The following is a 22,204-nucleotide window of genomic DNA, read 5'->3' on the forward strand; positions in this document are numbered from 1 at the left end:
AACTAACCAGACAATCCTTACGAAGAACCATAAATAGACGTAGTATGATGATACGTACCATCTCCCACACTAAGCCCTAAAATTACTGCGACCTTTTTACTGATCTGCTCAATATCAAATGCAGCCGCCGACACCGGGCTTATATCCATGATCGCCCGTTGCGATGCGTTGGCCTCTGGGACACACTCATCACGGTGGATGGTTCCCAACAGTTTGTCTTGCAAACGCTGCTCAAAGAATTGCGTCACGTCCCTGCTCAGGGTGCGCCGCATGTCACTCTGGTTTACTACATAATACTCGCCGACTTCATTGCTGGCGGGCGCACTCATAAACTTATGCTGCTCAATGTTGGGCAATAGACTGAGCGATGCGGTATCGGCGAGCAACACCATAATGCGCATGTCCGCCGCGGCCTGCATGGCCTGCACTGCCGCGTTGCGCCCCGGCGGCATATCGGCGATCACCACCATGCCGGGGATTTTCAGCACCGCACTCAGGCCACGTTGAATGAACATGGGCTCATTGAGCAGATTGTCATCGAACTGAAGGCGCTGCTCATCGGTAACGTCACCGTAAGGTAAAACGAACAGGTTCGGCCCAACTTTGAGAATAAACTGGCTCCAATCGGATAAATTGGCCGACTGGGCAACAAAACCTCGGTTATCGGAAATAGGCACGCCAAAATGCAGCCTTAACGCATTCTGCGTGTCGAAGTCGACAACCAACACCTTACTGCCGCTACGGGCCAATGCATAAGCCAGGTTAGCAGTAACCGTGGTTTTCCCTACCCCTCCTTTCGGAGAACAAACACAGACTAACGGCATGAGGCAATAGACTCTAAAAGTGGTTTGAGTAATGTATTACGACCAGCGTCCATCACATCACCGGCAGAGGACGTTTTCTTGCTGAACATCTGCTTAAAACGTGGGTTCTCTGGCTGCGGAGCGGACGGCAGAACGCTGGCAGGGGAATTAAAAGGGTTACCCTGAGCAAGAACGGCGCGCGGACTTTCCGGCTGGGCGGTTTGGGTGAGTTTAGGCTCCACCGGGGGAGCAAAACGATCGAAATTATGAGGAATGTGGCCGGGCAAGGCGGTATTTTCTGTTATCACCGTCTTGGGTTGTGCAGGAGGCTCGAACCCTAAAGGCGCATTGGAAGAGAGATCCGTACTAGCGATCGGCGTTGGCTGCGAGCCGTTGGCAGGGATACCACCATTACCTGCCACCTGATCAACAATAGACCAGCGGTGCGGGGCCGATGCCACATCGTCACGAGGAAATTCTTTATAATCAATATCTTTCAGATTCGTCTTATCTTTAAACCCTTGCACATCATCATATTTGCTCATAATCCAGACCTATAAGATTACACTTGGCACCGCATGAATACATAAAAATCACGAATGTAAAATAACGTGATCTATAACCCAAATACATAATAAAAAACCGTCTATGTATTTTAAGCGCTTCTCTTCTTATGGTTTAGATAGAGTAGCTTACAAGTCCTTTTTTACAACCAAGACGGAGCAAACCTCCGCCATCGATGGAAAGTCATGCAAGACTCCAAAGCTGATGAGTTGAGTGTAATCTAGTTCTTTAAAGTTATACACCTGAGTTTTAAACGCTTTTACCCCGACTTATCACATATCCCACCAGCTTATGCCATAATTTAAGTGGTTAGTAATATATAGTCTGTCATTTGAGATTTTTTTAACTAAAAACACCCCAGACAGCAGTGATAAATACTCGGGGCAAAGGTATTCGCCCCTGGTAATAGCAGGTACTAAGGCAAATTATCGCAGCTTGAGCAGCCCCTGCTCCAATGTCTCCACTTGGCCGGTAGCGATCAGGCAACAGGCAACCTGCCGAGCGATAGGCTCAGGAATGGCAACCTCACCAGCCAGACAACGTTCCGTCCAACGCACCGTAGTTGCGGCATCCTTGGCGGTGGGCACCTCAGCTAACGCATCCTGTTCTGGCCGTTCCAGCAAAATCTGCTGCTCACCACCGACGATATAGTGGATTTTTGGACAGCGTTGCGGATTGGCGTAAGCCTCCCCTTCGGTGCCATGCATCAGCAATCCCCGTGCACCGATCTGGCAGAAAAATGAGGCAACGCGCTCGACGTATTCCGGATGAGAAACGCTGGCGATGCGCAGCACGTCCTGCTCACCAAATGGCGTAGCCAATTTTGCCAGGGTGTGGGCGCTGTTACGCACGCCCATCTTCCAGCGCAGGCCAAGCTGTTTTTCCAACGCTGGCGCTAGCGCCGACACTGGGATAAACACCGCATCTCCGCCGTCTAAACGCCGTTGGGCAGTCTGAGGATCTTCAGACCACGGCACCCCAAGCTCACGGAAAATCTCTGCGCTGGTGACACGCGTGCTGTCGTTTACTACGCCGTGAACCACGACCGGCAACCCTACCCTGGCCAGTAACAGCGCCAGTAACGGCGTCAGGTTGGCCTGTTTACGAGCGCCGTTGTAACTGGGTAGCACCACCGGCATCGGGCGGCCCTGTGGGGGTTGTAGCCGCATCACCTGCTGCTGCATTGCCTGATAGAAGCCAAGCATTTCCTCCTCGGCCTCTCCCTTGATACGCATGGCAATCAGGATGGCTCCCAACTCCAGGGGGGGCACGGCATCGGTCAGCATTGCCTGATAGAGCTCAAAAGCCGTTTGCCGATCCAGATCGCGCGCATGATGCTTGCCACGGCCTATTTCTTTGATAATTTTGCTGTAATCCATCGCTCGCTCCGCTGATTCGGTTTGCGATAAGCATACCTTATCCGCGACGGCGCTCAACCCCGGTAGATTGGCCCGCACCAAGGTTGGCTAGACATAGCAAGATTTACCGCTATAGCGGAATAAGATAGTATCCGTAATCATACAATGGAATGATGTATTCCCCGTCAAACATGGAATGAAAAATGGAAATCTATCTCGTTCTGGCCGCGATAGCCGTGGTGTTGATCTGGGCCGTGATGACTTATAACCGCTTTATCTCACTGCGCCGTTTCAAAGACGACGCCTGGAGCGGTATAGCGGTACAGCTTAAGCGCCGTCACGATCTGGCCCCCAATCTGTTAAGCCTGGTGAAGCGCTATGCTGAGCACGAAAAAGAGCTATTTGACAGCCTCTCCCGCCAGCGAAGCGCTCTGGTTGGCAACACCCCTCAGCTTGCCGAGAGTGAAAAAGCGTTTTCTGGTGCCTTGAGCCGCATTTTTGCGCTGGCAGAGGCCTACCCGGAGCTGAAAGCCAACGAGAACTTCCTCTCCCTGCAACAATCTCTCGCAGAGATCGAAGAACAGCTGCAAATGGCACGCCGCTATTTCAACGGTACGGTGCGCGATTTCAATATTCTGGTGGAGTCGTTCCCCAGTTTAATCCTGGCCCGGCTGTTTAATTTTAAAGCGGATGCGTTCTTCGAACTCGAAGATCCCGAGGAAGCTAAAGTTCCACGGATGGACTAGCACCATGACTGCATTATCTGGTTGGGTAGTACGCGTTTTATGGGTGTTATCGCTATTGATGACGGGATCTGCGCTGGCTACGGCTGATGATATCGCCGTTGGGGCAGCCCCCGTTGCCGTGGCCCCAGACAGAGAGGCGGCGGAACCAAGTGCTCCCCGTTGGGTGCGCGCCTATGAGCATATTCTCTCATTTGATACCCAGGCGCACTTTAACCCGGACGGCAGCATGGAGATGCGGGAAAACATCAAGGTGCTGTCTTTAGGGCAAGAGATACGCCGTGGGATTTTCCGCACCCTACCGCTCACCTGGAACCGCCAGGACGGCAAGATTTTCAGCGTCGACTATCAGATTAAAGAAGTGTTGCGCGACGGAGTCGCCGAACCTTACAGCCTGGATAAGTCTTCGAAGACGCTGACGGTGCGTATTGGCAACGCCGAGCACATCCTGCAACCGGCGATCTATAACTACCAGATCCGCTATCAGGTCAGTAACCACTTCAGCCGCTTCCCCGAGTGGGACGAGCTCTACTGGAACGTCACGGGTAACGATTGGGCCTACCCGATCACCAAAGCCAGCTTCCAGTTGGAACTGCCAGACGCCAGCAATTATCTGGATAACGAAGGCAGAGATACCCGGCTGCGCACGATTGATGTGTATACCGGAACGCGGGGTGCGAAAGAGCACAACGCCAGAATACTTCCCAACGGTGGAGTGCAAACCACGCAACCGCTGGACCAAGGCGAAGGCCTGACCGTTGTCTACACCTGGCCACGAGATATTCTGGCAGGTGCCGCCGCCCCACAAGCCTCTTCACCGTTGGTACACCTGCTATTACCCACGCTGGCAACCAGTGCAATCTGGATACCGGTGCTGCTGCTCGTTGTCTATTGTTTGTGGTGGTGGCGTAACAACGTGACCGCCATCGGCTTGAAGATGCCGCCAGTTATGCCGCTATATGCGATGCCTACCACTATGTCGCCAGGCTATCTGCGGTTTATTACCCAGCGTAAGTACGACGATGTGGCCTTCAGCAGTGATTTACTGGATCTGGTCGCCAAACGCGGCGCGGCGATCACGCTCAAAGCGAGCAAATCCACAGGCCCGTGGTTTTCCAGGTTTCAATCGGCGGATGAGCAGTGGTTATCGTACCTATCGGATAACAATAACAAACGGCTGACCACCGGAGATAAGCAGTTACTTGGGCTGCTGTTTAGCGGCAGCCGAAAAAATATCAACCTCGGCCTCGCCTATCAGCGGCCAATGCAAAATGCCCGTAAATGGTTGGAAAAACGCAGCGAAGACCAGCGTGATAAATTATTCAACAAATGGGGTAAAGCGGTGCGCCGTGCGGTCTATATCATGCTGCTGATCCCGGTGATCTGCGGGGCGTTGTTTAATCTCGGCGCGGCAGTGATCACCATTCCTGCCCTGATATTCCTGCTGCTCGGGATCTCGCTACTCTCTTTACCGCTGAGGTTTTTATTTAGCCCGAGAAAAGCCTGGAATACTTTTGGGTTCATCCCTTTGGTTATTTCGCTGATATTTGGCCCGCTAGCCACCTTTGGCGGTGGCGCTTTCTTGTTTGGCATGTTGCCCCTGACCCAGTTTCCCGCCGGCTATATTGGCGCGCTGCTGGTCGCCATGGTGCTATGCATCGTCTTTGGCTTTATGATCCCGCGTTATACCCAGCGAGGGTTCAATGATCTGGCCACCGCACAAGGGCTGAAACTGTACCTGGGCACGGCCGAGCGGAATCGCTATCAGGCGCTTTACCCACCCGATCGGTTGGTTGCCCACTTTGAGAGCTTGCTACCGGCTGCCCTAGCGCTCGGCGTGGGCAAGACCTGGGCCAACACCTTTGCCGAATATCTCAGTAAATCCGGAGCAATGTCGGAAGCCTTTGCCGACGCAGACTGGCAGCGCGTGAATCGCTTTAGCCGCTCCTGTACCGCATCGTCTATGGCTACACCCAGCAGCAGTTCAAGATCCGGTTCAAGTTCATCAGGCTCCAGCTCCCGGGGTTCTGGATCGTCGGGTGGGGGCTCATCCGGTGGGGGTTCCGGCGGCGGAGGTGGTGGCGGCTGGTAAATGCCCCAATCAAGTTGAAAAGCTATTAAGCATGGAAGGATAAATGGCTGGTTTGTTTGATAAGGCAGTGCGTATTTTCTGGCTGCTGTTGGTGTTGGTAAGTGGAGTTGCTCAGGCGGCTGACAGCGAAGTGCCACAGGGAGAAGAACATATTCTCTCGTTCGATACCGTGGCACACTTTAACCCCGACGGCAGCATGGAGGTACGGGAAAACATCAAGGTGCTGTCTTTAGGGCAAGAGATACGCCGTGGGATTTTCCGCACCTTGCCGCTGACCTGGTATCGCCAGGACGGCAAGATTTTTAATGTCGATTATCAGATCAAAGAGGTGCTGCGCGACGGAGAACCGGAATCATTCAGTCTGGATCAGGCCGTGAAAGCGCTGACCGTGCGTATTGGCAGCCCCGGTCACATTCTGCAACCGGGGATCTATCACTATGAGATCCGCTATCAGATTGACAACCACTTCAGCCGCTTCAGCGAGTGGGATGAACTTTACTGGAACGTAACGGGTAACGACTGGAGCTATCCGATAGATCAAGCCAGCTTCAAACTGGAACTGCCTGATGCCAACCACTATCTGAATAGTGCGGGTAAAGACACCCGGCTTCGCTCCATTGACGTTTACACCGGAGTCCTCGGGGCAAAAGATCACCATGCTCGGATCCTGCCCGATGGTAGTGTCCAAACCACACAACCACTCCGCCAAAGCGAAGGCCTGACCGTTGCCTACACCTGGCCACGCAGCATTTTGGCAAGCGCAAGCGCTCCGCAGGCCTATTCGCCGCTGGCGCAATGGTTATTGCCCACAAAAGAAACCCGCGTGATCTGGATCCCCACGTTGATCCTTATTGGCTTTTGCTTGCTGTGGTGGCTTAAAAACGTGACCTTCACCAGGCTGAAAATGCCGCCGGTTATACCGCTGTATGCCATGCCCGCGACGATGTCGCCAGGTTATCTGCGCTTTATTACCCAGCGTAAGTACGACCACGTTGCCTTCAGCAGCGATCTGCTGGATTTGATCGCCAGACGCGCCGTGGCAATTACGCTCAAAGGGAAAAAGAGCCAGGGCCCCTGGTTTGCCAAATCCCTGCCGAAGGAGGATCAATGGCTATCGCGCCAACCCGCTGGTAATAACAAACGGCTAACGGCCAACGATAGACAATTAATGAATCTGTTGTTTAGCCTCAATACCAGCCATATCAATCTCAGCGAACCCAATCACCGGCCAATGCAAAAGGCCCGCGCATGGCTGGCAAAGCGCTGTGAAGACCAGCAAGAAAAATTATTCAGCAAATGGGGTAAACCCGTTCACTACGCTGCGTATATCACATTGCTGACACTGTGGATCTGTGCGGCATTCTTTAACCCCACCGCAGCGGTGGTCGGGATCGCCGCCCTGCTCTTGTTACTGCTCAGCATCACGCTGTTTATTTTACCGTGGGTATTTTTATTTAGCCCAGGAAGAACATGGTCACCCTGGGGACCTGTCACTTTGGTTTTTTCACTGATAATTTGTCCTATTGCCCTCGCTGGCAGCAAAATTTTGCTGTTTACCGTGCTGCCCCTCAACCAATTTCCCGCAGGCTATTTAGGCGCGCTGCTGACAGGTTTTCTGCTATGCCTCGCCTTTGGCTGGTCGATCCCACGCTACACTCAGCAGGGGCTGAATGAGCTAGCCATTGCACGGGGACTGAAGTTATACCTTGGCACTGCCGAGAGACACCGCTATCAGACGCTTTATCCACCCGATCAGTGGGTCGCCCATTTTGAAAGTCTGTTACCGGCGGCGCTGGCGCTAGGCGTGGGCAAGACCTGGGCCAATACCTTCGCCCAGCTCCTGAGAGATACCGGTGTCAGGTCGGAAACCTTTGGCAATGCCGATTGGAACGGGGTGAACAGCTTCAGCAAATCATGTGGATCATCTTCCACCCCCTCCAGCGGCGGCAGTTCAGGATCGGGATCAAGCTCCAGCGGTTCTGGATCGTCGGGTGGGGGCTCATCCGGTGGGGGTTCCGGCGGCGGAGGTGGTGGCGGCTGGTAAATAGCAACGCTGCGCCGGGCAAACCGGCGCGATAACATCTTAATTGCCCTTTCCTAGCTGACGGTGGGTGTAGAGCAGCAGGACCAAGGCAACCAGCATCGCCAACAGGTTGTAACCCATAGCACCAGCAAAGGCTCTGGCATAATGCTGTGGTTCTGCGCCCCCGGCCAGCAACGGAACAAAGAACATGCCGCTGGCCGCAATCCCCAGAGCACCGCCTACCTGCTGCACCGTTGACACCAAGCCAGCCGCCATACCGGCCTGATGCTCTTTCGCCAAGCCAAGCACCCAATTAAGCAATGGCGTCATACTCAATGCCTGGCCAAAGCCCAAAATCATCAGGCCGGGTAAAAGTTGTAACGGATGGCTGAACGTACGTCCCCATAGCACCTGCACCACCAGCAATACCAGGCCACTGGCGTAGACCACCACCCCGCCAGCCAACACAATATTCCCCCAGCGTTGCACCCAGCCCGGAGCCAAAAAGGAGGCCAGCATAAAGGCGGCACTGGCCGGAGCAAACAGGCAACCCGCCTGGAATGGCGTCAACCCTATTCCTGCCTGTAACAACAGGGCAAAACAAAGAAAGAATGAGGATGCGGTGGAGTAGATTGCCAGCACAATTACCGTGCCGCGGGCAAAGTGACCTTGGCGAAATAGCGCCGGATCGAGCACCGCATCACCGGAGTGACGGGCAAGTTGCCGTTCCCAACGCACAAACCAAGCTAACAGCGCCACTGCCAGCACCATCATCGGCACGGTCCACCAAGGCCAGTGACGCGATGGGCCTTCCAGTAACGGGAACAGTAACAGCAGCAAACCGCCAGCGGCCAGCAGCAGGCCTTTAGCATCCAGCCGCTGCGCCTGCTCCAGCCTGGACTCCGGAATACGTCGCGCCGCCATCACCGCCAGTACGCCAATCGGCAGGTTGATCAGAAAGATCATGCGCCAACTGCTGCCCAGAATATTGGCCTCGATAATAAAACCGCCCAACACCTGGCCACAAATCGCCGCCAGCCCCAGCGTCATCCCCAAACGAGCAAAGGCTCGCCGCCGCTGCTCTTCGCCATACAGCACGCGTAATAAGGCATAAATTTGCGGAAACAGCGCCGCCGCCGCCGCACCTTGCAAAAAGCGGGCAACAATCAGCACCCACAGCGAACCTGCCAAACCGCAAAGCGTCGACGTCAGCGCAAAAGCCAACATGCCATAGCTAAACATACGCCGCCGGCCGAAGCGGTCTCCCAAGCGTCCGCCAGCAATCAGCAAGATGCCGAAGGCCAGTTCATAACCAGCGATAATCAGCCCAACTTCAGCAAAGCTGGCGTTGAACTGTTGCTGGATCACCGGCACCGCTACGTTAACCACAAACAAATCGAACATGGTGACGAACCCACCGAGTAACAACACCGGCAGTCCCGGTAATCCGGCCTTTCTGTCAGACAAGGTATGCTCCATAACGCCTCCTGATAACATGATGGCGGCAGTATGGAACATGCTTTAAACTGTTACTATATAGCCAATTATACTATTACCAAGAGTAACAGGACCCGCCGATGCCACCACGTACCCTTAACCGCACCCGTCAAGAGCTGGCAGATTTTCTGCGTATGAAGCGTGAAAAACTCTCTCCCCAGGCCGTTGGCCTTCCTAGCGGCACGCGGCGGCGTACGCCTGGGCTAAGGCGTGAAGAAGTTGCCGCCTTGGCTGGCGTGGGCCTGACCTGGTACACCTGGCTGGAACAAGGGCGGGAAATCAATGCTTCCGTAGGGTTTCTGGAGGATTTGGCGCGGGTTCTGAAGCTGGATGCGACCGAACGCTATCATCTGTTTTTACTGGCGCATCAGCGGCCCCCGATAGTAGCAGGCCATCAGTGGTGCCAGGTCACGCCGTTGGTACGCCGCTTGCTGGACGATCTTACCCTGCGCCCGGCCTATGTGATGAACCTGAGCTGGGATATTATCGCCTGGAACCCGGCGGCAGACCGCCTGTTTGCCATCGCTGAGCGTCAGCCACAGCAGCGCAATATGCTGTGGATGCTGTTTGCCGATCCCGAACTCAATCAACGGTTGATGGGATGGCAGGAGCAGGCGCCGCAAATCCTGGCCAGCTTTCGCCGTGATTACGCCCGCGCCCCGCAAGATGCCACCATGTTGCAACGCATTCAGGCACTGAGCGAGGTATCCCCTCAATTTCGCCAACTGTGGCAGCAGCACGATATTCATGGCCGCTGCCAGGGACAACGCACTTTCCTGGTTGCAGGGGCAGGTGAAGTGACGTTTGAACACGCCTCGTTTATTGTCGATGAAGACAACCACCTGCGGTTGGTCATGTACAGCGCGCAGCCTGATTGCCCTGCCAGTGCCGCCTTTGAGGCAATGCTGTAATCAGCGGGTACGGCGGCGAGCAAACGGATTCTTGCGCTTTTTCTCTTTCTTGGCGGCCTCTGCCGCAGATTTCAATGCCGCCTTATGGGCTTTGTCCGCTTCCGGCACCTCGCGCTGTTCGATCGGGAACACCGGCAGCGCCGCCAACAGGCGTGAACCGTAGCTCTTGGTCAACAGGCGGCGGTCATAAATCACAATTTCACCATGGCACTCGTTGCTACGGATCAGGCGGCCCACCTGTTGGATCAGGTTAAACGACGCGCTTGGCAGGCTCTGCACCTCAAACGGATAACGATTGAGGGATTTAAGCCATTCGCCCTCGGTGAGGATCACCGGGCTGTCGATCGGCGGGAAGGCAATCTTGTGGATATGTACCTGGGTCAGCAGTTCACCTTTCAGATCCAAGCCTTCGGCAAATGACTGTAGCCCGACCAACACGCTGGCAGTGCCCTTCTCTACCCGCTTACGGTGCTCTTCCACCAGCCGGTAGCGTGGCTGATCGCCCTGCACCAGCAACATCAGACGCAGATCGGTGACATAGCTGAGGAAGGTCTGCATCGCACGGTGGCTGCTGAACAGGATCAGCCTCCCTTTATGCTGGCCGCTGGCCTGCTCGCCACGGAAAAAGCGCGCCATCTCTTCCAGATGCTCGGCCTCGTTGGCCATCGCCGGTTCAAAACGCATCTTGGGAATAACGATTTTACCCTGTTCGACGTGATTAAACGGCGAAGACAGCGTTTCGAAGCGATCGCCCGCCTTCTCGCTCAGCCCGCTCATCTCTTGCAGCCGCGAAAAGCTATTCAATGAACGTAACGTTGCCGAGGTGATCACCACGTGCGGCACCTTGCGCCACAGCAGTTTTTCCAACTGATCGCTGACGCGGATGCCCACGCAATGCAGATAAAGATGGGTAACGTTATCGCGCAGTTCACGCGCAATCCATTTGGAGATCGGCGCGTTGGAGGATTTATCCATCGCCGCCAGCCGCCACAGCTTGCTCATCGCTTCCAGGTAGCCCAGCGTGCGGCTCATCTGGATGATGGAACGATGCAACCGCACAATATCGTGCTTGCCGGTCTGCTCGGTGAGGTCGTTAAGAATGAATTCGGCCAGGCCGCGCAGGCCGTCCGTCAGCTTGAACAGGCGCGCACAGATCTCTACCATTTCGGCAGGAAGTTCGCCCATTGCGAAGCGATATTCGGCGTTGCCGCTATCTGGCGGCAGATAGGCGTTGGCCTGGTGCTCAAAAATCTGGATCAGCTCGCGCAATTCTTCACAGTAGTTTTTTAGCCGTTCACTGTTGGCCAACCCCGGCGGATTCTTTGGCCGGTACTGAGTCATGCACTGTTCTACCTGGCGCACGATCATATCGAGCTGGAGGTTGGTTGACAGCGCGGTGATCTCACCGTCAATCTCCAGCGCATCCCGTGCCACCTCCGGCAGATGATGGCCTTCGTCCAGCACCAGCAGCAGCTCTTTCGGGTTTGGCAATACCGACTCGGTTTCCAGCGCAGCCATCACCAATGCGTGGTTGGCTACCACCACGTCGGCGGTTTCAATTTCTTTGCGTGCGATGTAGAACGGGCATTCACGAATATAGTGGCAGTTGCGCCCCAGGCAGTTGGCCTTGTCGGTACTCAGCTTGCCCCATAGGGGGTCATCGATCGATAGCTGGTAATGATCGCGCAGGCCATCCCATTCATGGCGCGCCAGGGCTTTCGCCAGCTTTTGGCACAGCGCCTGCTCTTCACCACTGGACGGCGCCAATTCGTCTTCGTCCAGGTACAGCATCAGATCGCCCTGCTCGACCACGTCGGTGCTCATCGCCGCCAGATTGCGCGGGCAAACATAGCGCCCACGGCCAAACGCGCCGGTGAATTTCAGATCGGGAATGATCTTTTTCAACAGCGGTAAATCTTTGCTGTAGATCTGATCCTGCAGCGCCACGTTGGCGGTACTCACCACCAGCGGTTTGCTTTCGGCACGGCCAACGGCAATACCCGGTATCAGGTACGAGAGCGTTTTACCCACGCCGGTTGGCGCTTCGATCGCCAGATGGCGAGGGTAATCTCCGGCCAGGGTCTTTGCCACTTCGGCAATCATCTGCCGCTGAGGGGCACGGGAAATAAAATCCGGTATTTGCTGCTGCAGGGCTTTGTACCACTGGCCGATCTGATCTTTAACTGCGGGGGAAAGCGCCATTCAACTCTTATCTAAACGAAATGATGGCGCTATTGTCCCACAGACCGCCCGCGGCGTCAGCCCGAGTTACGATTGGCTTACCAACATTGCGAAACGCACCGCAATGCCCACCCTTCTCACACAGTGGAACTTTGAAATTTTTGCGCATAACCTCGCATGTTTGCACAACAGAAGCCCGCCCCACTGAAACAAAAAATGCATCTCCTGGATTATTTTTCACCATTCGATATCCATTTACCTGACCTGTCATAAATACATCACACAACTGCGGTAAAAAATCTGCGCTGCGCTAGCTCCGGCAGCAAAGTAGCATCGTAATAAAACAGATGATCAGCGTCTTTCAATCTTACAAAGCAGGGAACACCATGAAACCTAATCTTCTTGCCGTTATTGCGGCACTTTTCATTGCCCAGACTGCACAGGCAGCAGAGATCTACAATAAAGATGGCAATAAGCTTGATTTTTATGGCCGGGTAAAAGCACTGCACTATTTCTCTGACGATACCGGCAATGATGGTGATAAAACCTACGTGCGTATCGGCTTTAAAGGGGCAACCCAGATTAACGATATGCTGACCGGCTACGGCCAGTGGGAATATCAGATCGCCGCCAATCATAGCGAAGCGGATGGCACTAAAGACACTAAAACCCGTCTTGGTTTTGCTGGCTTGAAAGTGAAAAACTTTGGTTCATTTGACTATGGCCGCAACTACGGCGTTATTTACGACGTTGCTGCCTGGACGGATATGCTGCCGGAATTTGGCGATGACACCTATATCAAAACCGACAACTTTATGACCGGGCGCGCCAACGGCGTGGCCACCTACCGTAACAACGACTTCTTCGGCCTGGTCGACGGCCTGAAGTTCGCGTTGCAGTACCAGGGCAAGAACGAAAACGATGCCCGCGCCAACAGCAAAGCTAACGGCGACGGCTTCGGTCTGTCTTCCAGCTACGAAATCATCGATGGCGTCAGCGTTACGGCCGCCTATGCCTCTTCTAACCGGACTACCGGCCAGAAACAGAGCAGCTATGGCAAGGGCGATAAAGCCGACGTATGGGCAACCGGCCTGAAATACGACGCCAACAGCGTGTATCTGGCCGCCACCTATGCTGAAACCCACAACCTGACGCCAATTTCCGGCACCGCGACCATTAATAATGCCCCTACCTCCGTAAGCGGGTTTGCCAATAAAACCCAGAACGTGGAAGTGGTTGCGCAATATCAGTTCGACTTTGGCCTGCGCCCGTCACTGGCTTATATCCAGTCCAAGGCTAAAGATATTGAAAATATCGGTGACACCGACCTGGTGAAATATATTGATGTGGGTGCTTACTATTATTTCAATAAAAACATGTCCACCTATGTGGATTATAAAATCAACCAACTCGATGACAACAACAAGCTAGGTCTGAAAACCGACGACGTGATTGCCGTAGCTCTGACCTATCAGTTCTGATTTACGCTGTGACACATAACCACTACTGCAATTTATAGCTACGGCTATTTCTGAAATGACTTCGCCGGGCGAATTCGCCCGGCTTTTTCATCACGATTGTTGCTCACAAATCCGACACAAACAGCTTAATACTTGCCTGATTGGCCAATCGCAGCTAGATATAGAGGTCTTATCGCTTCCTTTGGAACCGCCATGCCTATCGATAGCCAGTTCGAGTTTCACTCCGCCTTGTACTACAGCAGTATGCAGTTGGCGCAAATACTCAGCCACTGTTTTGAGAACTACATTGTTCCCTTTGTGATCGACGGCGAAACCTTTAGCAGCCGCTTTGCCGCCGAAGATCTCAGCCTGAATCACAGCATTATCGTCACCCACCAGCAGCACCCGGTGGCACTGGCCCTGATCGCGCGCCGGGGCCAACATAGCCGTGTGGCGGCCTTATCTATCCGCCCGGAAATGCGTGGCAGAGGGTTAGGCAGGACGTTGATGCAACGCATTATCGCGGATGCCCGTACGCGAGGCGATCGCCAGCTTTCGCTGGAGGTGATCGCCGGTAATCAAGCCGCCTTGGCGCTGTATCAACAGGCTGGCTTAGCCATCACCCGCACGCTATTGGGATTTCACGCCCCCTTGGCAACCCCGGAACCCTCGGCAACCTTGCAACCGATCGACCCATTGGCACTTGCCCAGCAGATGACCGCCGACGGCCAGCGTGGCTTACCGTGGTTGATCGCCCCAGAGTCGCTGTACAAGCTGCCCGGTACCCCGCGCGCCTTCACTCTGGAAAAGCAGGCTTTTGCTTTGGTGATACCAGGCGCACAGCAGTGCCATCTGCGCATGATTTATGTGCCGCCAGCGCTTCGCGGCCAAGGCCAGGCGCGCCGTCTGTTGCAAGCGCTGCAAGCACAGTTTGCCCCACTGGCGTTGTCGGCCAATGTGTTTGTCCCAGACGACGTCGCTGCCTTCTTCCAGCACCTTGGCTGGCGTGAAGATCCGTTGCGTCAGTTTGAAATGACAATGGCGATGTGATGCTCTCCCCCTAAATGCTTCAGGGGGAATATTGCGGGGAACGGATTACAGCAGTGTACGTAGCAAAATAAACATCAGCATACTCAGCACCACGACCGCCAGCGTATTGCGCAGGAAAACGGCCAGAACAATGGCGAACACGGCGCCCCACAGATAAGGGTTTTCGGGCAGTGCGCGCCATTCATCCCCGTTGAAGGCGATGATTGGCCCACAGATGGCGGTCAGTACCGCAGGTACCGAGAAGCTCAACAAAGTTCTCATCCGTTGCGATAAGCGCACCGGTAAGCCAGGTGCCAGGAAACAGTAGCGGTTGAAAAAGACGATCACGCCCATCAACACAATGGTCAGCCAGATCATTCTTTCCCCCTGCTGCACAGCAGCCCAACCAACATCGCCACCACGGTGGTAATAATCAAAGCGCCCGGCACCTGATAATGGTGCAAACCAATCGACAGCACCAAGGATGTCAACACGCAGGCCAGCACCGGCAGGTTGCGCACCAGCGGCACAATGATGGCGATAAAGGTCGCGGCGATCGAGAAATCAAGCCCGTAGCTATCCAGATCGATGCTGCTGGCCGCCACTACGCCGAGCAAGGTGGCAAAGAACCAGCTTAGATAAAACGCCAGCCCGGCCCCCAGTGCATACCAACGGTTAAAACGCGCCGGGCCATGATCCCCGGTCAGGGCAAACAGCTCATCGGTCAGCAAAAATGCCAGTGCGACACGCCACCTCAGCGGTAGCGGAGCAATACATTCCCGCAGGCGCAGGCCATAAAGGAAGTGCTGGGCGGTGACAAAAAAGGTGGAGATCAGGATCGCCAGCATACCGGCACCGGTCTTGATCATCCCCATCGCCACCAGTTGGGAGGCCCCGGCAAAAACGATCGCCGACATCCCCAGCCCCTCAGCCGCCGTCAGGCCACTCTGGATCGCCATTGACCCCGCCAGGATCCCCCAGGGCAATACCGCCAGGCACAGCGGCAGGATCGCCACCGCCCCTTGCAAGGCCGGGCGCAGGCGCAACGTTGGCGGCTCCGTGAGTGTTGATTGGTAAGTCATTCTTTTCTCCTTGGAACGAAGGAGTAGAATAGCGCAGGAAAGAGGGCGAGTATTGTATTCGCTTGCGTATTTATCTCAACGATTTGACGTAGTCACCGGGCGTCACGCCGATGGACTTGCGGAAATGACGGTGGAAATGGCTCTGATCGTGAAAACCGCAGGCCAGTGCCGTTTCCAGCACGCCATTGCCCGCCTTTAACAGCTGGCGCCCTTTACGCAAACGCGCCTGGATCTGATAGGCATGGGGCGGCAACCCGGTCACCTGTTGAAACTGACGCAGCAAATAATAAGGACTCAGCCCGGCTTTCTCTGCCAATTCCAGCAGGGAGATATTGGCCTCGGGGAAATCATCCAGGAAGGCTTTGATCCGCGCTATCTGGCTTTGCGCCTTACTTTGGGTGGCAGGCTCTATGCGGCTTTTGCCGTGGCGCAGCATTAACCAGGTCAGCGCCGAAAACACCAATGTCTCTTTCACCAGAGGGTTTTCATTACTGCGCATCATGCCGAAGGCTAACCGCAATTGCCCGGCTAGGCCGGCGTCCTGCACCACTGGATTTGGGAAATAAGGCGTGGCCCCGGCGACGGTTTTCAGGTCGCGGGATAAGAATGCCAGCAGCTCTGGTTTGGGGTACATGGCCTGATAGGACCAGCCGTCTTCGCTGGCGGAACTGCCGGTATGGATATCATCGGCGTTGACCAGGATCACACTGCCCAACGGCGCGACGTGCTCGCCGCCAGTACGGTAAAAACGCTGGGCTCCCTCGTCAATCACGCCTACGCAGAAACCCTCGTGACTGTGGCGGGAGAAGGTCTGGCGGCGATAGGTGGCCTGCAACACTTCCAGCCCGCCGAGATCGTCGACGTGCATGAAATTAGCCTGTTCCTGACGCCCTTTCCTGCTCACGCTCTCTGCCATACTTACCTTCCACGCGGATTGAAACTCATTCTAGCACTCGGCAAGATCGGCCGTTTGTACAAAATTGCCCATATCCCCCTGCAGCTAAATAGCTGGGTTTAATGGTGCGACAACTAGGAAGCATGCAGAACGCCGACACGCAGTGGCTCCGTCCATGAAGGCTCGTACCGCGCCTCCATGCGCTTAACGGTCGTCTAACCTGCACGCTTGCCACCGGTTTCACACTTAAATGAGTATTAAACGGCTAAATGATAAAATTAAAATATCTATTTTAGTCTATTAAGTTAAACCTTCTAATAATATTATCGACCTTAGTATCATCATAATAGAAAGTTAGATTATCAACGGAATTTAAAAACATATTACATTTTAAACTTACGATAACCATTACAAACAAAAATATCATAATCATTTTCTCAAAAAACATTGATATACGATTATGGATGGGTTAATAATAACTTGCATTTAGAAAAAATACATTCAAGAAACACCTAATCAAAAGGAGTTTCCTATGGAAGTTATTGACTTGTCGTTATTAGGCTATGTAGCTGGCGGACGAGGTAATAATGGTGGCGATCGTTCGGATAACGGCGGAGGAAAGCGCAACAACCGTGGCAATAATAGTGCCGGAAATAGCTCCGGTGGTTTCTATAACAAGTATGGCAATACCGATTGTATCGAAGGCATGCTGGCAAACATGGCTAAAGGCGCTGTTGGTGGTCCGGGAGGTATGGCTGCTGGCCTGGCTTATGGCGCTGCGACCGGCGGCTGTTTCAAAGATGGTGGCCGAGGAGGTGGTAATGTCGGCACTGGCCCTGGCGGAAATAAAAGCTCTGGCAGCTGCAGTGGCAAAAATGGCAGCGGCGGTTGCAGCTGGTAAGAAAAAATGAATAAACTCTATTGGATCGTCTCTGTCGTCATCGGGCTGGTTTTATCCTCAATTTTTCTGTCCGGCGCCGGAATTGAGGCTAATCGTTTCTTCTCGGCTCCAGAGAGAATATCCAAACTTATCGTCTCAGTATTTTTTTCAATTGCCGTGATCATCGTGATACATAAGTTTATTTGCGCCATCTTGCAAAAACCGCCATCTATAGATGGCGGCTGATTAATTTAGCTCGCTCACCGTTTCGTTATCAGGAAGTCGATGTGCTCGGAGAATGGCTAGACTCCTCGGAAGGCTGGCTAATGGCCGCACTGCGCCAGGCGCTGTAGATCGCCAACAGCGGGGCCAAGGCAAACAGCAGGAACAACCAATGAGCAGCGCAAGCCGCGCCCTCAATGCCACCCGGCGTGGTAAATCCGGCCAGGTTGGTGACCATCCCCGCCAGCGCCGCGCCAAACGCCGTGGCGAACAGCTGCACCGTGGTGATCGAGGCCCCGGCGATATCCTTATCGGCCTGAGGAGCCACCTGCAAAATACGCGTCAGCAGGTGCGGCCAACCAAAACCGATCCCGAAACCCACCAACGTCAAAGCCAGCACGATCGGCCACAGTGCCTGCCAGTGGCCGTTAGAAGGAATTGGCATCAGCACTGCCAACCCCAGCAAACCAAGCAGCACCAGGATCGGCCCGCTGATTATCGCCAAACGGATCCCCACGCCGCGCCAACCGGAGCTAAGGATTTCTGACAGTGTCCAACCCGCTGCCATGGTGGCAGCGATATAGCCGGAAATCAGCGGGGACTGACCATGCAGGGTTTGCAAGAAGTAAGGCACAAAGATCTCGCTGGTCATGCCGATCACCAACAGAGTTACCGTAGCGTACAGCGAAGCCAACGCTGAACCACGACGCAGTGCCTGATGTGGCAGCAGGCGAGCGCGGGAATGTCCCTCACGCCGGATTAACCCAATCAACAACAGCAACGCCAGCACAATACCGCCCACGTTTAGCCAACCGCTCTCTGCCAGGCTGCCAGCCGATACCACCAATACCGCGCCAGCCAGCAGCAGCAACTGCATCAGCGGTAACGGCGTTGGCCGCTGCTGCGGTTTACCTTTGGGCAGGATACGGAACGTAAAGGCGGCGTACAGCACCATGATCGGCAACAGAATACCGAACGCCCAGCGCCAGGCGTTCAATTCGGCAAAAATCCCGCCGACGGCTGGCCCCACCAACGTGGCGATCCCCCACATTGCGGAGATCAACGCCATGGCGCGTGGCCAGAGTTTTTGTTCAAACACCAGGTTAATCATCGCGTAGGACAGTGCAAAGATCAGGCCGCCGCCAAACCCCTGTACCGTGCGGCCAATCAACATCACCGGCATGGAAGGGGCTAGCGCACAAAGCATCGCGCCCACGATGAAGAACAGCGACGCCACCAGATAAGCACTACGCGCCCCGTAGCCACTCAGCAAACGTGCCGATAGCGCCGAGCCCAATATCGAGGCCACCACAAACAGGGTGGTGTTCCAGGCATAAAGATCCAACCCACCGATGTCCTGCACCACCGAAGGTAAAATGGTGGTCGCCACCAGAATATTGATCGCATGCAAAGCGACGCCGAGCGACAATGCGATAGCACTGGCGGCATTTTTGCCGGAAAAGAGATCGCTCCAACGGCTGTTCTCATCGGTTATCACGGTTATCGTCCTGTTTTCAGAGGAATGGCATTGAGTTGATCTTGCTATTAGGCTAAATTTAACAAGCAATATCTTGGAATAATTAAGGGCGAGGCGCTGTAATATGTCAAGAATTAACTTGGAAAATGGCGAATGCACCGCACATTCGGTCAGTGACCGCTTGCTGAAGCTGTTGAAAACCCACGGTCCGCAGCAAGCCTCAGAAGCGGGAAAGGTCCTCGGCACCACTGGTGAAGCCGCTCGTCAGCAATTCGTCAAGCTGGCAAAAGAGGGTCTGGTGGAAGCCAAGGCCGAAACCCGCGGCGTTGGCCGCCCGGTACAGCTCTGGCAGTTGACCGCCGCAGGTAACGCCCACTTTCCCGACGCCCATGCCGAATTAACCGCCCAACTGTTGCGCACGGTGCGTGACAAACTGGGTGAACAGGCGATGGACCTGCTGATCGACAGCCGAGAGCAGGAGACCCGAATTAATTATAAACAGGCGATGGTCGGTGCAGCCGATTTACGTGAACGTGTTGCTCGACTGGCGGCCATCCGTTGCCGTGAAGGCTATATGGCCGAGTGGCGCGAAGAGAAAGACGGCGAGTTTCTGCTGGTGGAAAATCATTGCCCCATTTGTAGCGCCGCAGCGGTTTGCCAAGGATTTTGCCGCGCCGAGCTGAACGTATTTACCGAGGTGCTGCAAGCCAAGGTGGAGCGCAGCGAACATATTCTTACCGGTGCCCGCCGCTGCGCCTACCAGATCTCCGAGTCGTAATCCCTTGATTTAGGCCAGGGACTGGCAGCCTGCCCCGGTAACACGACACCAATAAACGGGTAGAAAAGCATTGCTTCTCGGCCATGCCTTAAGGTTTACTGAGTGTCCTAACGATTTTTCACCCTACCGAATAAAAACCCATGCTGAGCCAACAAAATCGTCATCTCCTGCCGTTAATCGGGGCGCTGTTTACGTTATATATTGTCTGGGGATCGACCTACTTCGCTATCCGAGTGGGGGTGGCAAGCTGGCCCCCCTTGATGATGGCGGGCATTCGCTTTCTGATTGCCGGTATCATCCTGTTCGTTTTCCTGTTGCTGCGGGGCCATGCCCTGCCCACTCTGAAACAGTGGGTCGCCGCTGGCACCATTGGCATTCTGTTGCTGGCCGTGGGTAACGGCCTGGTCACGGTAGCCGAGCATCAGGATGTGCCTTCCGGCATTGCCGCGGTGATGGTCGCTACGGTTCCGCTGTTCACCCTCTGCTTCAGCATGTTTTGGGGTATCCGCAATACCAAGCTGGAATGGACCGGCATCGCCCTTGGACTGGTGGGCATTGTGTTGCTCAACACCGGCAATAACCTGGTGGGTAACCCGACCGGCGCGCTGTTAATCCTGTTGGCTTCCGCCAGTTGGGCCTTTGGTTCGGTACTCGGCTCACGCATTTCGCTCCCTGCCGGGCCAATGGCAGGTGCCGCAGAAATGCTGGTGGCCGGCGTGGTGCTGACCATCGCCAGCCAACTGAGCGGTGAGCATTTGGATACAATGCCCACCTTCAGCGGCTTTATGGCGCTCGGTTATCTGATTGTTTTCGGTTCAATGCTGGCGATCAGCGCCTATATGTTCCTGCTGAAAAACGTACGCCCGGCGGTAGCGACCAGCTATGCCTACGTCAACCCGGTGGTGGCGGTGCTGCTCGGCGTCGGTTTTGCTGGCGAATCCCTGGGCCCGCGCGAGTGGCTGGCTTTGGTGATTATCGTCTCGGCGGTGGTGTTGGTGACGCTGGGTAAATACCTGTTTGCCCGCCCGGCCAAGGCACAACAGGTCAACTAAATGCCCCTCACCCTAACCCTCTCCCAAAAGGAGAGGGGACCAAATGTGCTACCTATCAACTCCCGCGTCTGAGCACTACACCGCAACAAACCTTGAAGCCACATACCCCCAATTAAACGAGTGTTGTTTCACCCGCTGAAGGGGCTATAATTCCCGCTGTTCTGGACAACCTGCGAAATCATCATTATGCGGAAAAAAGCGTTCCTCATCGTCATCGCCTTATGCGCCTTCGGCTCTCTGAGCGGCGTGTTTCTGGCCGGGCTGAATATGTACACCCGTTCCACCACGCCACAAGAAGAGACCACTACCACCAACGATGCCGCTACCGATAGCGCCCCAACGGCCACTATCCAAGCGAAATAACCCGCTTTATAACGCCGTGACGCCAGCGTTGGCCGCCAGCCTTTCAAGTTCGGCCACCGGCTGATAAGCGGCACGCGGCACCAGACTAAAATCGCCGATCAGCAGGCTTTCACTGGCCGTATGGTTGACCATGGCACTGGCCGCGGTGCGCAGGATTGCCAATTGTGAGTCTGGCGTTCCGGCCGCCGTGATCAACGGCAAGCCCGGTACCGCAGCAGTACGGCCAATAATCTTCAGACCAGCAACGGCCTGTGGCCGTGCCCGTTTCAACAGGGCAAAGCTGATACAGTCGATGGCCGCAATATCCGCCTGCCCCTCCAGGATCATCTCCATTGAGCGATAGTGGCTGCCAGAGGCGATCGACTGACGGAAAAAATGCCCTTCCTGCGCCAACGGTGCAATCAAGGCTCGCAGGCTGTTATATCCCGACTGTGAATCCCGGCTGTTATACGCCACCACGCGATCGCGGAAATCTTCCAGACGGTCAGCCGGTTCATCCTCACGCACCACCAGCCAACTGCTGTAGTTCGCTCCGCTGCACCCCTCCACGCGGTAATGGTAAGTCCCCACCAGCTGTACCTGTGGTAACACCGTCACCAATGGATAACCGCAGGCCTGACTAAGTAGCAGATCCGGCCGTTGCCAGTGTTGCGGCAAATCCTGCGGCCAACTCAGCGTCTGGGGAACCTCCGCCATACCCAGTTGCAGCAGCTTATCGCGTAACGCCTGCCAGAAAGGTTCCACCTGTTGGTGGCTAACGCCGTACATCGGTAAAGAGACTATCGCCATGGAAG

General features: G+C 54.9%; 21 protein-coding genes. 11 read left to right on the forward strand and 10 right to left on the reverse strand.

Annotation, left to right across the window (positions count from 1 at the left end; genetic code table 11):
- Positions 1–17 precede the first annotated feature (17 nt).
- The 3 genes from bcsQ to ybiB form a co-directional block, all read right to left on the reverse strand.
- Entirely contained in the window at positions 18–824 is an 807-nt protein-coding gene (gene bcsQ, locus ACX9GU_RS18390; protein ID WP_473192476.1) for a cellulose biosynthesis protein BcsQ, read from the reverse strand.
- The gene (locus tag ACX9GU_RS18395) at positions 815–1,348 is read right to left on the reverse strand and encodes a hypothetical protein (protein ID WP_473192477.1); all 534 of its coding nucleotides are present in this window, start codon (positions 1,346–1,348) and stop codon (positions 815–817) included. Before ACX9GU_RS18395 ends, bcsQ begins: the two co-directional genes overlap by 10 nt.
- A 444-nt stretch (positions 1,349–1,792) precedes the next feature.
- The gene (gene ybiB / locus ACX9GU_RS18400) at positions 1,793–2,746 is read right to left on the reverse strand and encodes a DNA-binding protein YbiB (protein ID WP_473192478.1); all 954 of its coding nucleotides are present in this window, start codon (positions 2,744–2,746) and stop codon (positions 1,793–1,795) included.
- Between the two features lie 182 nt (positions 2,747–2,928).
- On the opposite strand from ybiB, the gene ACX9GU_RS18405 reads away from it, so the two are divergent.
- The 3 genes from ACX9GU_RS18405 to ACX9GU_RS18415 are packed head-to-tail and all read left to right on the forward strand — an operon-like array spanning position 2,929 to position 7,604.
- Positions 2,929–3,471 carry a LemA family protein gene (locus ACX9GU_RS18405; protein ID WP_473192479.1) on the forward strand — a complete coding sequence of 181 codons (543 nt, stop codon included), beginning with the start codon at positions 2,929–2,931 and terminating at the stop codon, positions 3,469–3,471.
- 4 nt (positions 3,472–3,475) lie between these two features.
- Positions 3,476–5,560 (forward strand): DUF2207 domain-containing protein, encoded by a 2,085-nt coding sequence (locus ACX9GU_RS18410; protein WP_473192480.1) that lies wholly within the window; start codon positions 3,476–3,478, stop codon positions 5,558–5,560.
- Positions 5,561–5,603: 43 nt separating this feature from the next.
- The gene (locus ACX9GU_RS18415; protein ID WP_473192481.1) at positions 5,604–7,604 is read left to right on the forward strand and encodes a DUF2207 domain-containing protein; all 2,001 of its coding nucleotides are present in this window, start codon (positions 5,604–5,606) and stop codon (positions 7,602–7,604) included.
- A gap of 39 nt (positions 7,605–7,643) precedes the next feature.
- On the opposite strand, the gene ACX9GU_RS18420 is transcribed toward ACX9GU_RS18415, so the two are convergent.
- Positions 7,644–9,062 (reverse strand): MFS transporter, encoded by a 1,419-nt coding sequence (locus tag ACX9GU_RS18420; RefSeq protein WP_473192482.1) that lies wholly within the window; start codon positions 9,060–9,062, stop codon positions 7,644–7,646.
- A 98-nt stretch (positions 9,063–9,160) separates the two neighbouring features.
- On the opposite strand from ACX9GU_RS18420, the gene ACX9GU_RS18425 reads away from it, so the two are divergent.
- Positions 9,161–9,991: a helix-turn-helix transcriptional regulator gene (locus tag ACX9GU_RS18425; RefSeq protein WP_473192483.1), complete on the forward strand. Its 831-nt coding sequence runs from the start codon at positions 9,161–9,163 to the stop codon at positions 9,989–9,991.
- Here the strand turns inward: ACX9GU_RS18425 and dinG are convergent, their stop codons facing one another.
- Complete coding sequence (gene dinG / locus ACX9GU_RS18430) at positions 9,992–12,193, reverse strand: ATP-dependent DNA helicase DinG (protein WP_473192484.1); 2,202 nt, start codon at positions 12,191–12,193, stop codon at positions 9,992–9,994.
- A gap of 365 nt (positions 12,194–12,558) precedes the next feature.
- Here dinG and ompC point away from each other — a divergent pair, with 365 nt between their 5' ends.
- On the forward strand, positions 12,559–13,653 hold the full coding sequence (gene ompC, locus ACX9GU_RS18435; RefSeq protein WP_473192485.1) for a porin OmpC: 1,095 nt from the start codon (positions 12,559–12,561) through the stop codon (positions 13,651–13,653).
- A gap of 192 nt (positions 13,654–13,845) precedes the next feature.
- Positions 13,846–14,682 carry a GNAT family N-acetyltransferase gene (locus ACX9GU_RS18440; protein ID WP_473192486.1) on the forward strand — a complete coding sequence of 279 codons (837 nt, stop codon included), beginning with the start codon at positions 13,846–13,848 and terminating at the stop codon, positions 14,680–14,682.
- 45 nt (positions 14,683–14,727) lie between these two features.
- On the opposite strand, the gene ACX9GU_RS18445 is transcribed toward ACX9GU_RS18440, so the two are convergent.
- The 3 genes from ACX9GU_RS18445 to ACX9GU_RS18455 all read right to left on the reverse strand — a co-directional run bounded on the left by ACX9GU_RS18445 (position 14,728) and on the right by ACX9GU_RS18455 (position 16,659).
- A complete protein-coding gene (locus tag ACX9GU_RS18445) occupies positions 14,728–15,039 on the reverse strand; it encodes an AzlD domain-containing protein (RefSeq protein ID WP_021805142.1) in 312 nt (103 codons plus the stop codon).
- Entirely contained in the window at positions 15,036–15,743 is a 708-nt protein-coding gene (locus ACX9GU_RS18450; RefSeq protein ID WP_074028029.1) for an AzlC family ABC transporter permease, read from the reverse strand. The genes ACX9GU_RS18445 and ACX9GU_RS18450 overlap by 4 nt, the downstream gene beginning before the upstream one ends.
- A gap of 70 nt (positions 15,744–15,813) precedes the next feature.
- Positions 15,814–16,659, reverse strand: coding sequence for an AraC family transcriptional regulator (locus tag ACX9GU_RS18455; RefSeq protein WP_473192487.1), 846 nt, complete (start codon positions 16,657–16,659; stop codon positions 15,814–15,816).
- 511 nt (positions 16,660–17,170) lie between these two features.
- Here ACX9GU_RS18455 and ACX9GU_RS18460 point away from each other — a divergent pair.
- Positions 17,171–17,539 (forward strand): hypothetical protein, encoded by a 369-nt coding sequence (locus ACX9GU_RS18460; RefSeq protein WP_473192488.1) that lies wholly within the window; start codon positions 17,171–17,173, stop codon positions 17,537–17,539.
- 6 nt (positions 17,540–17,545) lie between these two features.
- Entirely contained in the window at positions 17,546–17,764 is a 219-nt protein-coding gene (locus ACX9GU_RS18465) for a hypothetical protein (protein WP_473192489.1), read from the forward strand.
- A 28-nt stretch (positions 17,765–17,792) separates the two neighbouring features.
- Here the strand turns inward: ACX9GU_RS18465 and ACX9GU_RS18470 are convergent, their stop codons facing one another.
- Positions 17,793–19,238 carry an MFS transporter gene (locus ACX9GU_RS18470; protein WP_473192490.1) on the reverse strand — a complete coding sequence of 482 codons (1,446 nt, stop codon included), beginning with the start codon at positions 19,236–19,238 and terminating at the stop codon, positions 17,793–17,795.
- 103 nt (positions 19,239–19,341) lie between these two features.
- On the opposite strand from ACX9GU_RS18470, the gene ACX9GU_RS18475 reads away from it, so the two are divergent.
- From ACX9GU_RS18475 to ACX9GU_RS18485, 3 genes are all read left to right on the forward strand, one after another.
- Positions 19,342–19,995 (forward strand): helix-turn-helix transcriptional regulator, encoded by a 654-nt coding sequence (locus tag ACX9GU_RS18475; protein ID WP_473192491.1) that lies wholly within the window; start codon positions 19,342–19,344, stop codon positions 19,993–19,995.
- A 140-nt stretch (positions 19,996–20,135) separates the two neighbouring features.
- Positions 20,136–21,047 (forward strand): drug/metabolite exporter YedA, encoded by a 912-nt coding sequence (gene yedA / locus ACX9GU_RS18480; RefSeq protein WP_473192492.1) that lies wholly within the window; start codon positions 20,136–20,138, stop codon positions 21,045–21,047.
- Positions 21,048–21,233: 186 nt separating this feature from the next.
- The gene (locus tag ACX9GU_RS18485) at positions 21,234–21,410 is read left to right on the forward strand and encodes a hypothetical protein (RefSeq protein ID WP_164721870.1); all 177 of its coding nucleotides are present in this window, start codon (positions 21,234–21,236) and stop codon (positions 21,408–21,410) included.
- 6 nt (positions 21,411–21,416) lie between these two features.
- Here the strand turns inward: ACX9GU_RS18485 and ACX9GU_RS18490 are convergent, their stop codons facing one another.
- Entirely contained in the window at positions 21,417–22,199 is a 783-nt protein-coding gene (locus ACX9GU_RS18490; protein WP_473192493.1) for a phosphate/phosphite/phosphonate ABC transporter substrate-binding protein, read from the reverse strand.
- Positions 22,200–22,204: the final 5 nt, after the last annotated feature.

This window comes from Serratia sp. K1WW1, assembly GCF_055790865.1.

Excerpts from the sequence above, each read along its gene's own strand:
- bcsQ (WP_473192476.1), bottom strand. The coding sequence starts at position 824 with ATGCCGTTAGTCTGTGTTTGTTCTCCGAAAGGAGGGGTAGGGAAAACC.
- ACX9GU_RS18395 (WP_473192477.1), bottom strand. The coding sequence starts at position 1,348 with ATGAGCAAATATGATGATGTGCAAGGGTTTAAAGATAAGACGAATCTG.
- ybiB (WP_473192478.1), bottom strand. The coding sequence starts at position 2,746 with ATGGATTACAGCAAAATTATCAAAGAAATAGGCCGTGGCAAGCATCAT.
- ACX9GU_RS18405 (WP_473192479.1), top strand. The coding sequence starts at position 2,929 with ATGGAAATCTATCTCGTTCTGGCCGCGATAGCCGTGGTGTTGATCTGG.
- ACX9GU_RS18410 (WP_473192480.1), top strand. The coding sequence starts at position 3,476 with ATGACTGCATTATCTGGTTGGGTAGTACGCGTTTTATGGGTGTTATCG.
- ACX9GU_RS18415 (WP_473192481.1), top strand. The coding sequence starts at position 5,604 with ATGGCTGGTTTGTTTGATAAGGCAGTGCGTATTTTCTGGCTGCTGTTG.
- ACX9GU_RS18420 (WP_473192482.1), bottom strand. The coding sequence starts at position 9,062 with ATGGAGCATACCTTGTCTGACAGAAAGGCCGGATTACCGGGACTGCCG.
- ACX9GU_RS18425 (WP_473192483.1), top strand. The coding sequence starts at position 9,161 with ATGCCACCACGTACCCTTAACCGCACCCGTCAAGAGCTGGCAGATTTT.
- dinG (WP_473192484.1), bottom strand. The coding sequence starts at position 12,193 with ATGGCGCTTTCCCCCGCAGTTAAAGATCAGATCGGCCAGTGGTACAAA.
- ompC (WP_473192485.1), top strand. The coding sequence starts at position 12,559 with ATGAAACCTAATCTTCTTGCCGTTATTGCGGCACTTTTCATTGCCCAG.
- ACX9GU_RS18440 (WP_473192486.1), top strand. The coding sequence starts at position 13,846 with ATGCCTATCGATAGCCAGTTCGAGTTTCACTCCGCCTTGTACTACAGC.
- ACX9GU_RS18445 (WP_021805142.1), bottom strand. The coding sequence starts at position 15,039 with ATGATCTGGCTGACCATTGTGTTGATGGGCGTGATCGTCTTTTTCAAC.
- ACX9GU_RS18450 (WP_074028029.1), bottom strand. The coding sequence starts at position 15,743 with ATGACTTACCAATCAACACTCACGGAGCCGCCAACGTTGCGCCTGCGC.
- ACX9GU_RS18455 (WP_473192487.1), bottom strand. The coding sequence starts at position 16,659 with ATGGCAGAGAGCGTGAGCAGGAAAGGGCGTCAGGAACAGGCTAATTTC.
- ACX9GU_RS18460 (WP_473192488.1), top strand. The coding sequence starts at position 17,171 with ATGGAAGTTATTGACTTGTCGTTATTAGGCTATGTAGCTGGCGGACGA.
- ACX9GU_RS18465 (WP_473192489.1), top strand. The coding sequence starts at position 17,546 with ATGAATAAACTCTATTGGATCGTCTCTGTCGTCATCGGGCTGGTTTTA.
- ACX9GU_RS18475 (WP_473192491.1), top strand. The coding sequence starts at position 19,342 with ATGTCAAGAATTAACTTGGAAAATGGCGAATGCACCGCACATTCGGTC.
- yedA (WP_473192492.1), top strand. The coding sequence starts at position 20,136 with ATGCTGAGCCAACAAAATCGTCATCTCCTGCCGTTAATCGGGGCGCTG.
- ACX9GU_RS18485 (WP_164721870.1), top strand. The coding sequence starts at position 21,234 with ATGCGGAAAAAAGCGTTCCTCATCGTCATCGCCTTATGCGCCTTCGGC.
- ACX9GU_RS18490 (WP_473192493.1), bottom strand. The coding sequence starts at position 22,199 with ATGGCGATAGTCTCTTTACCGATGTACGGCGTTAGCCACCAACAGGTG.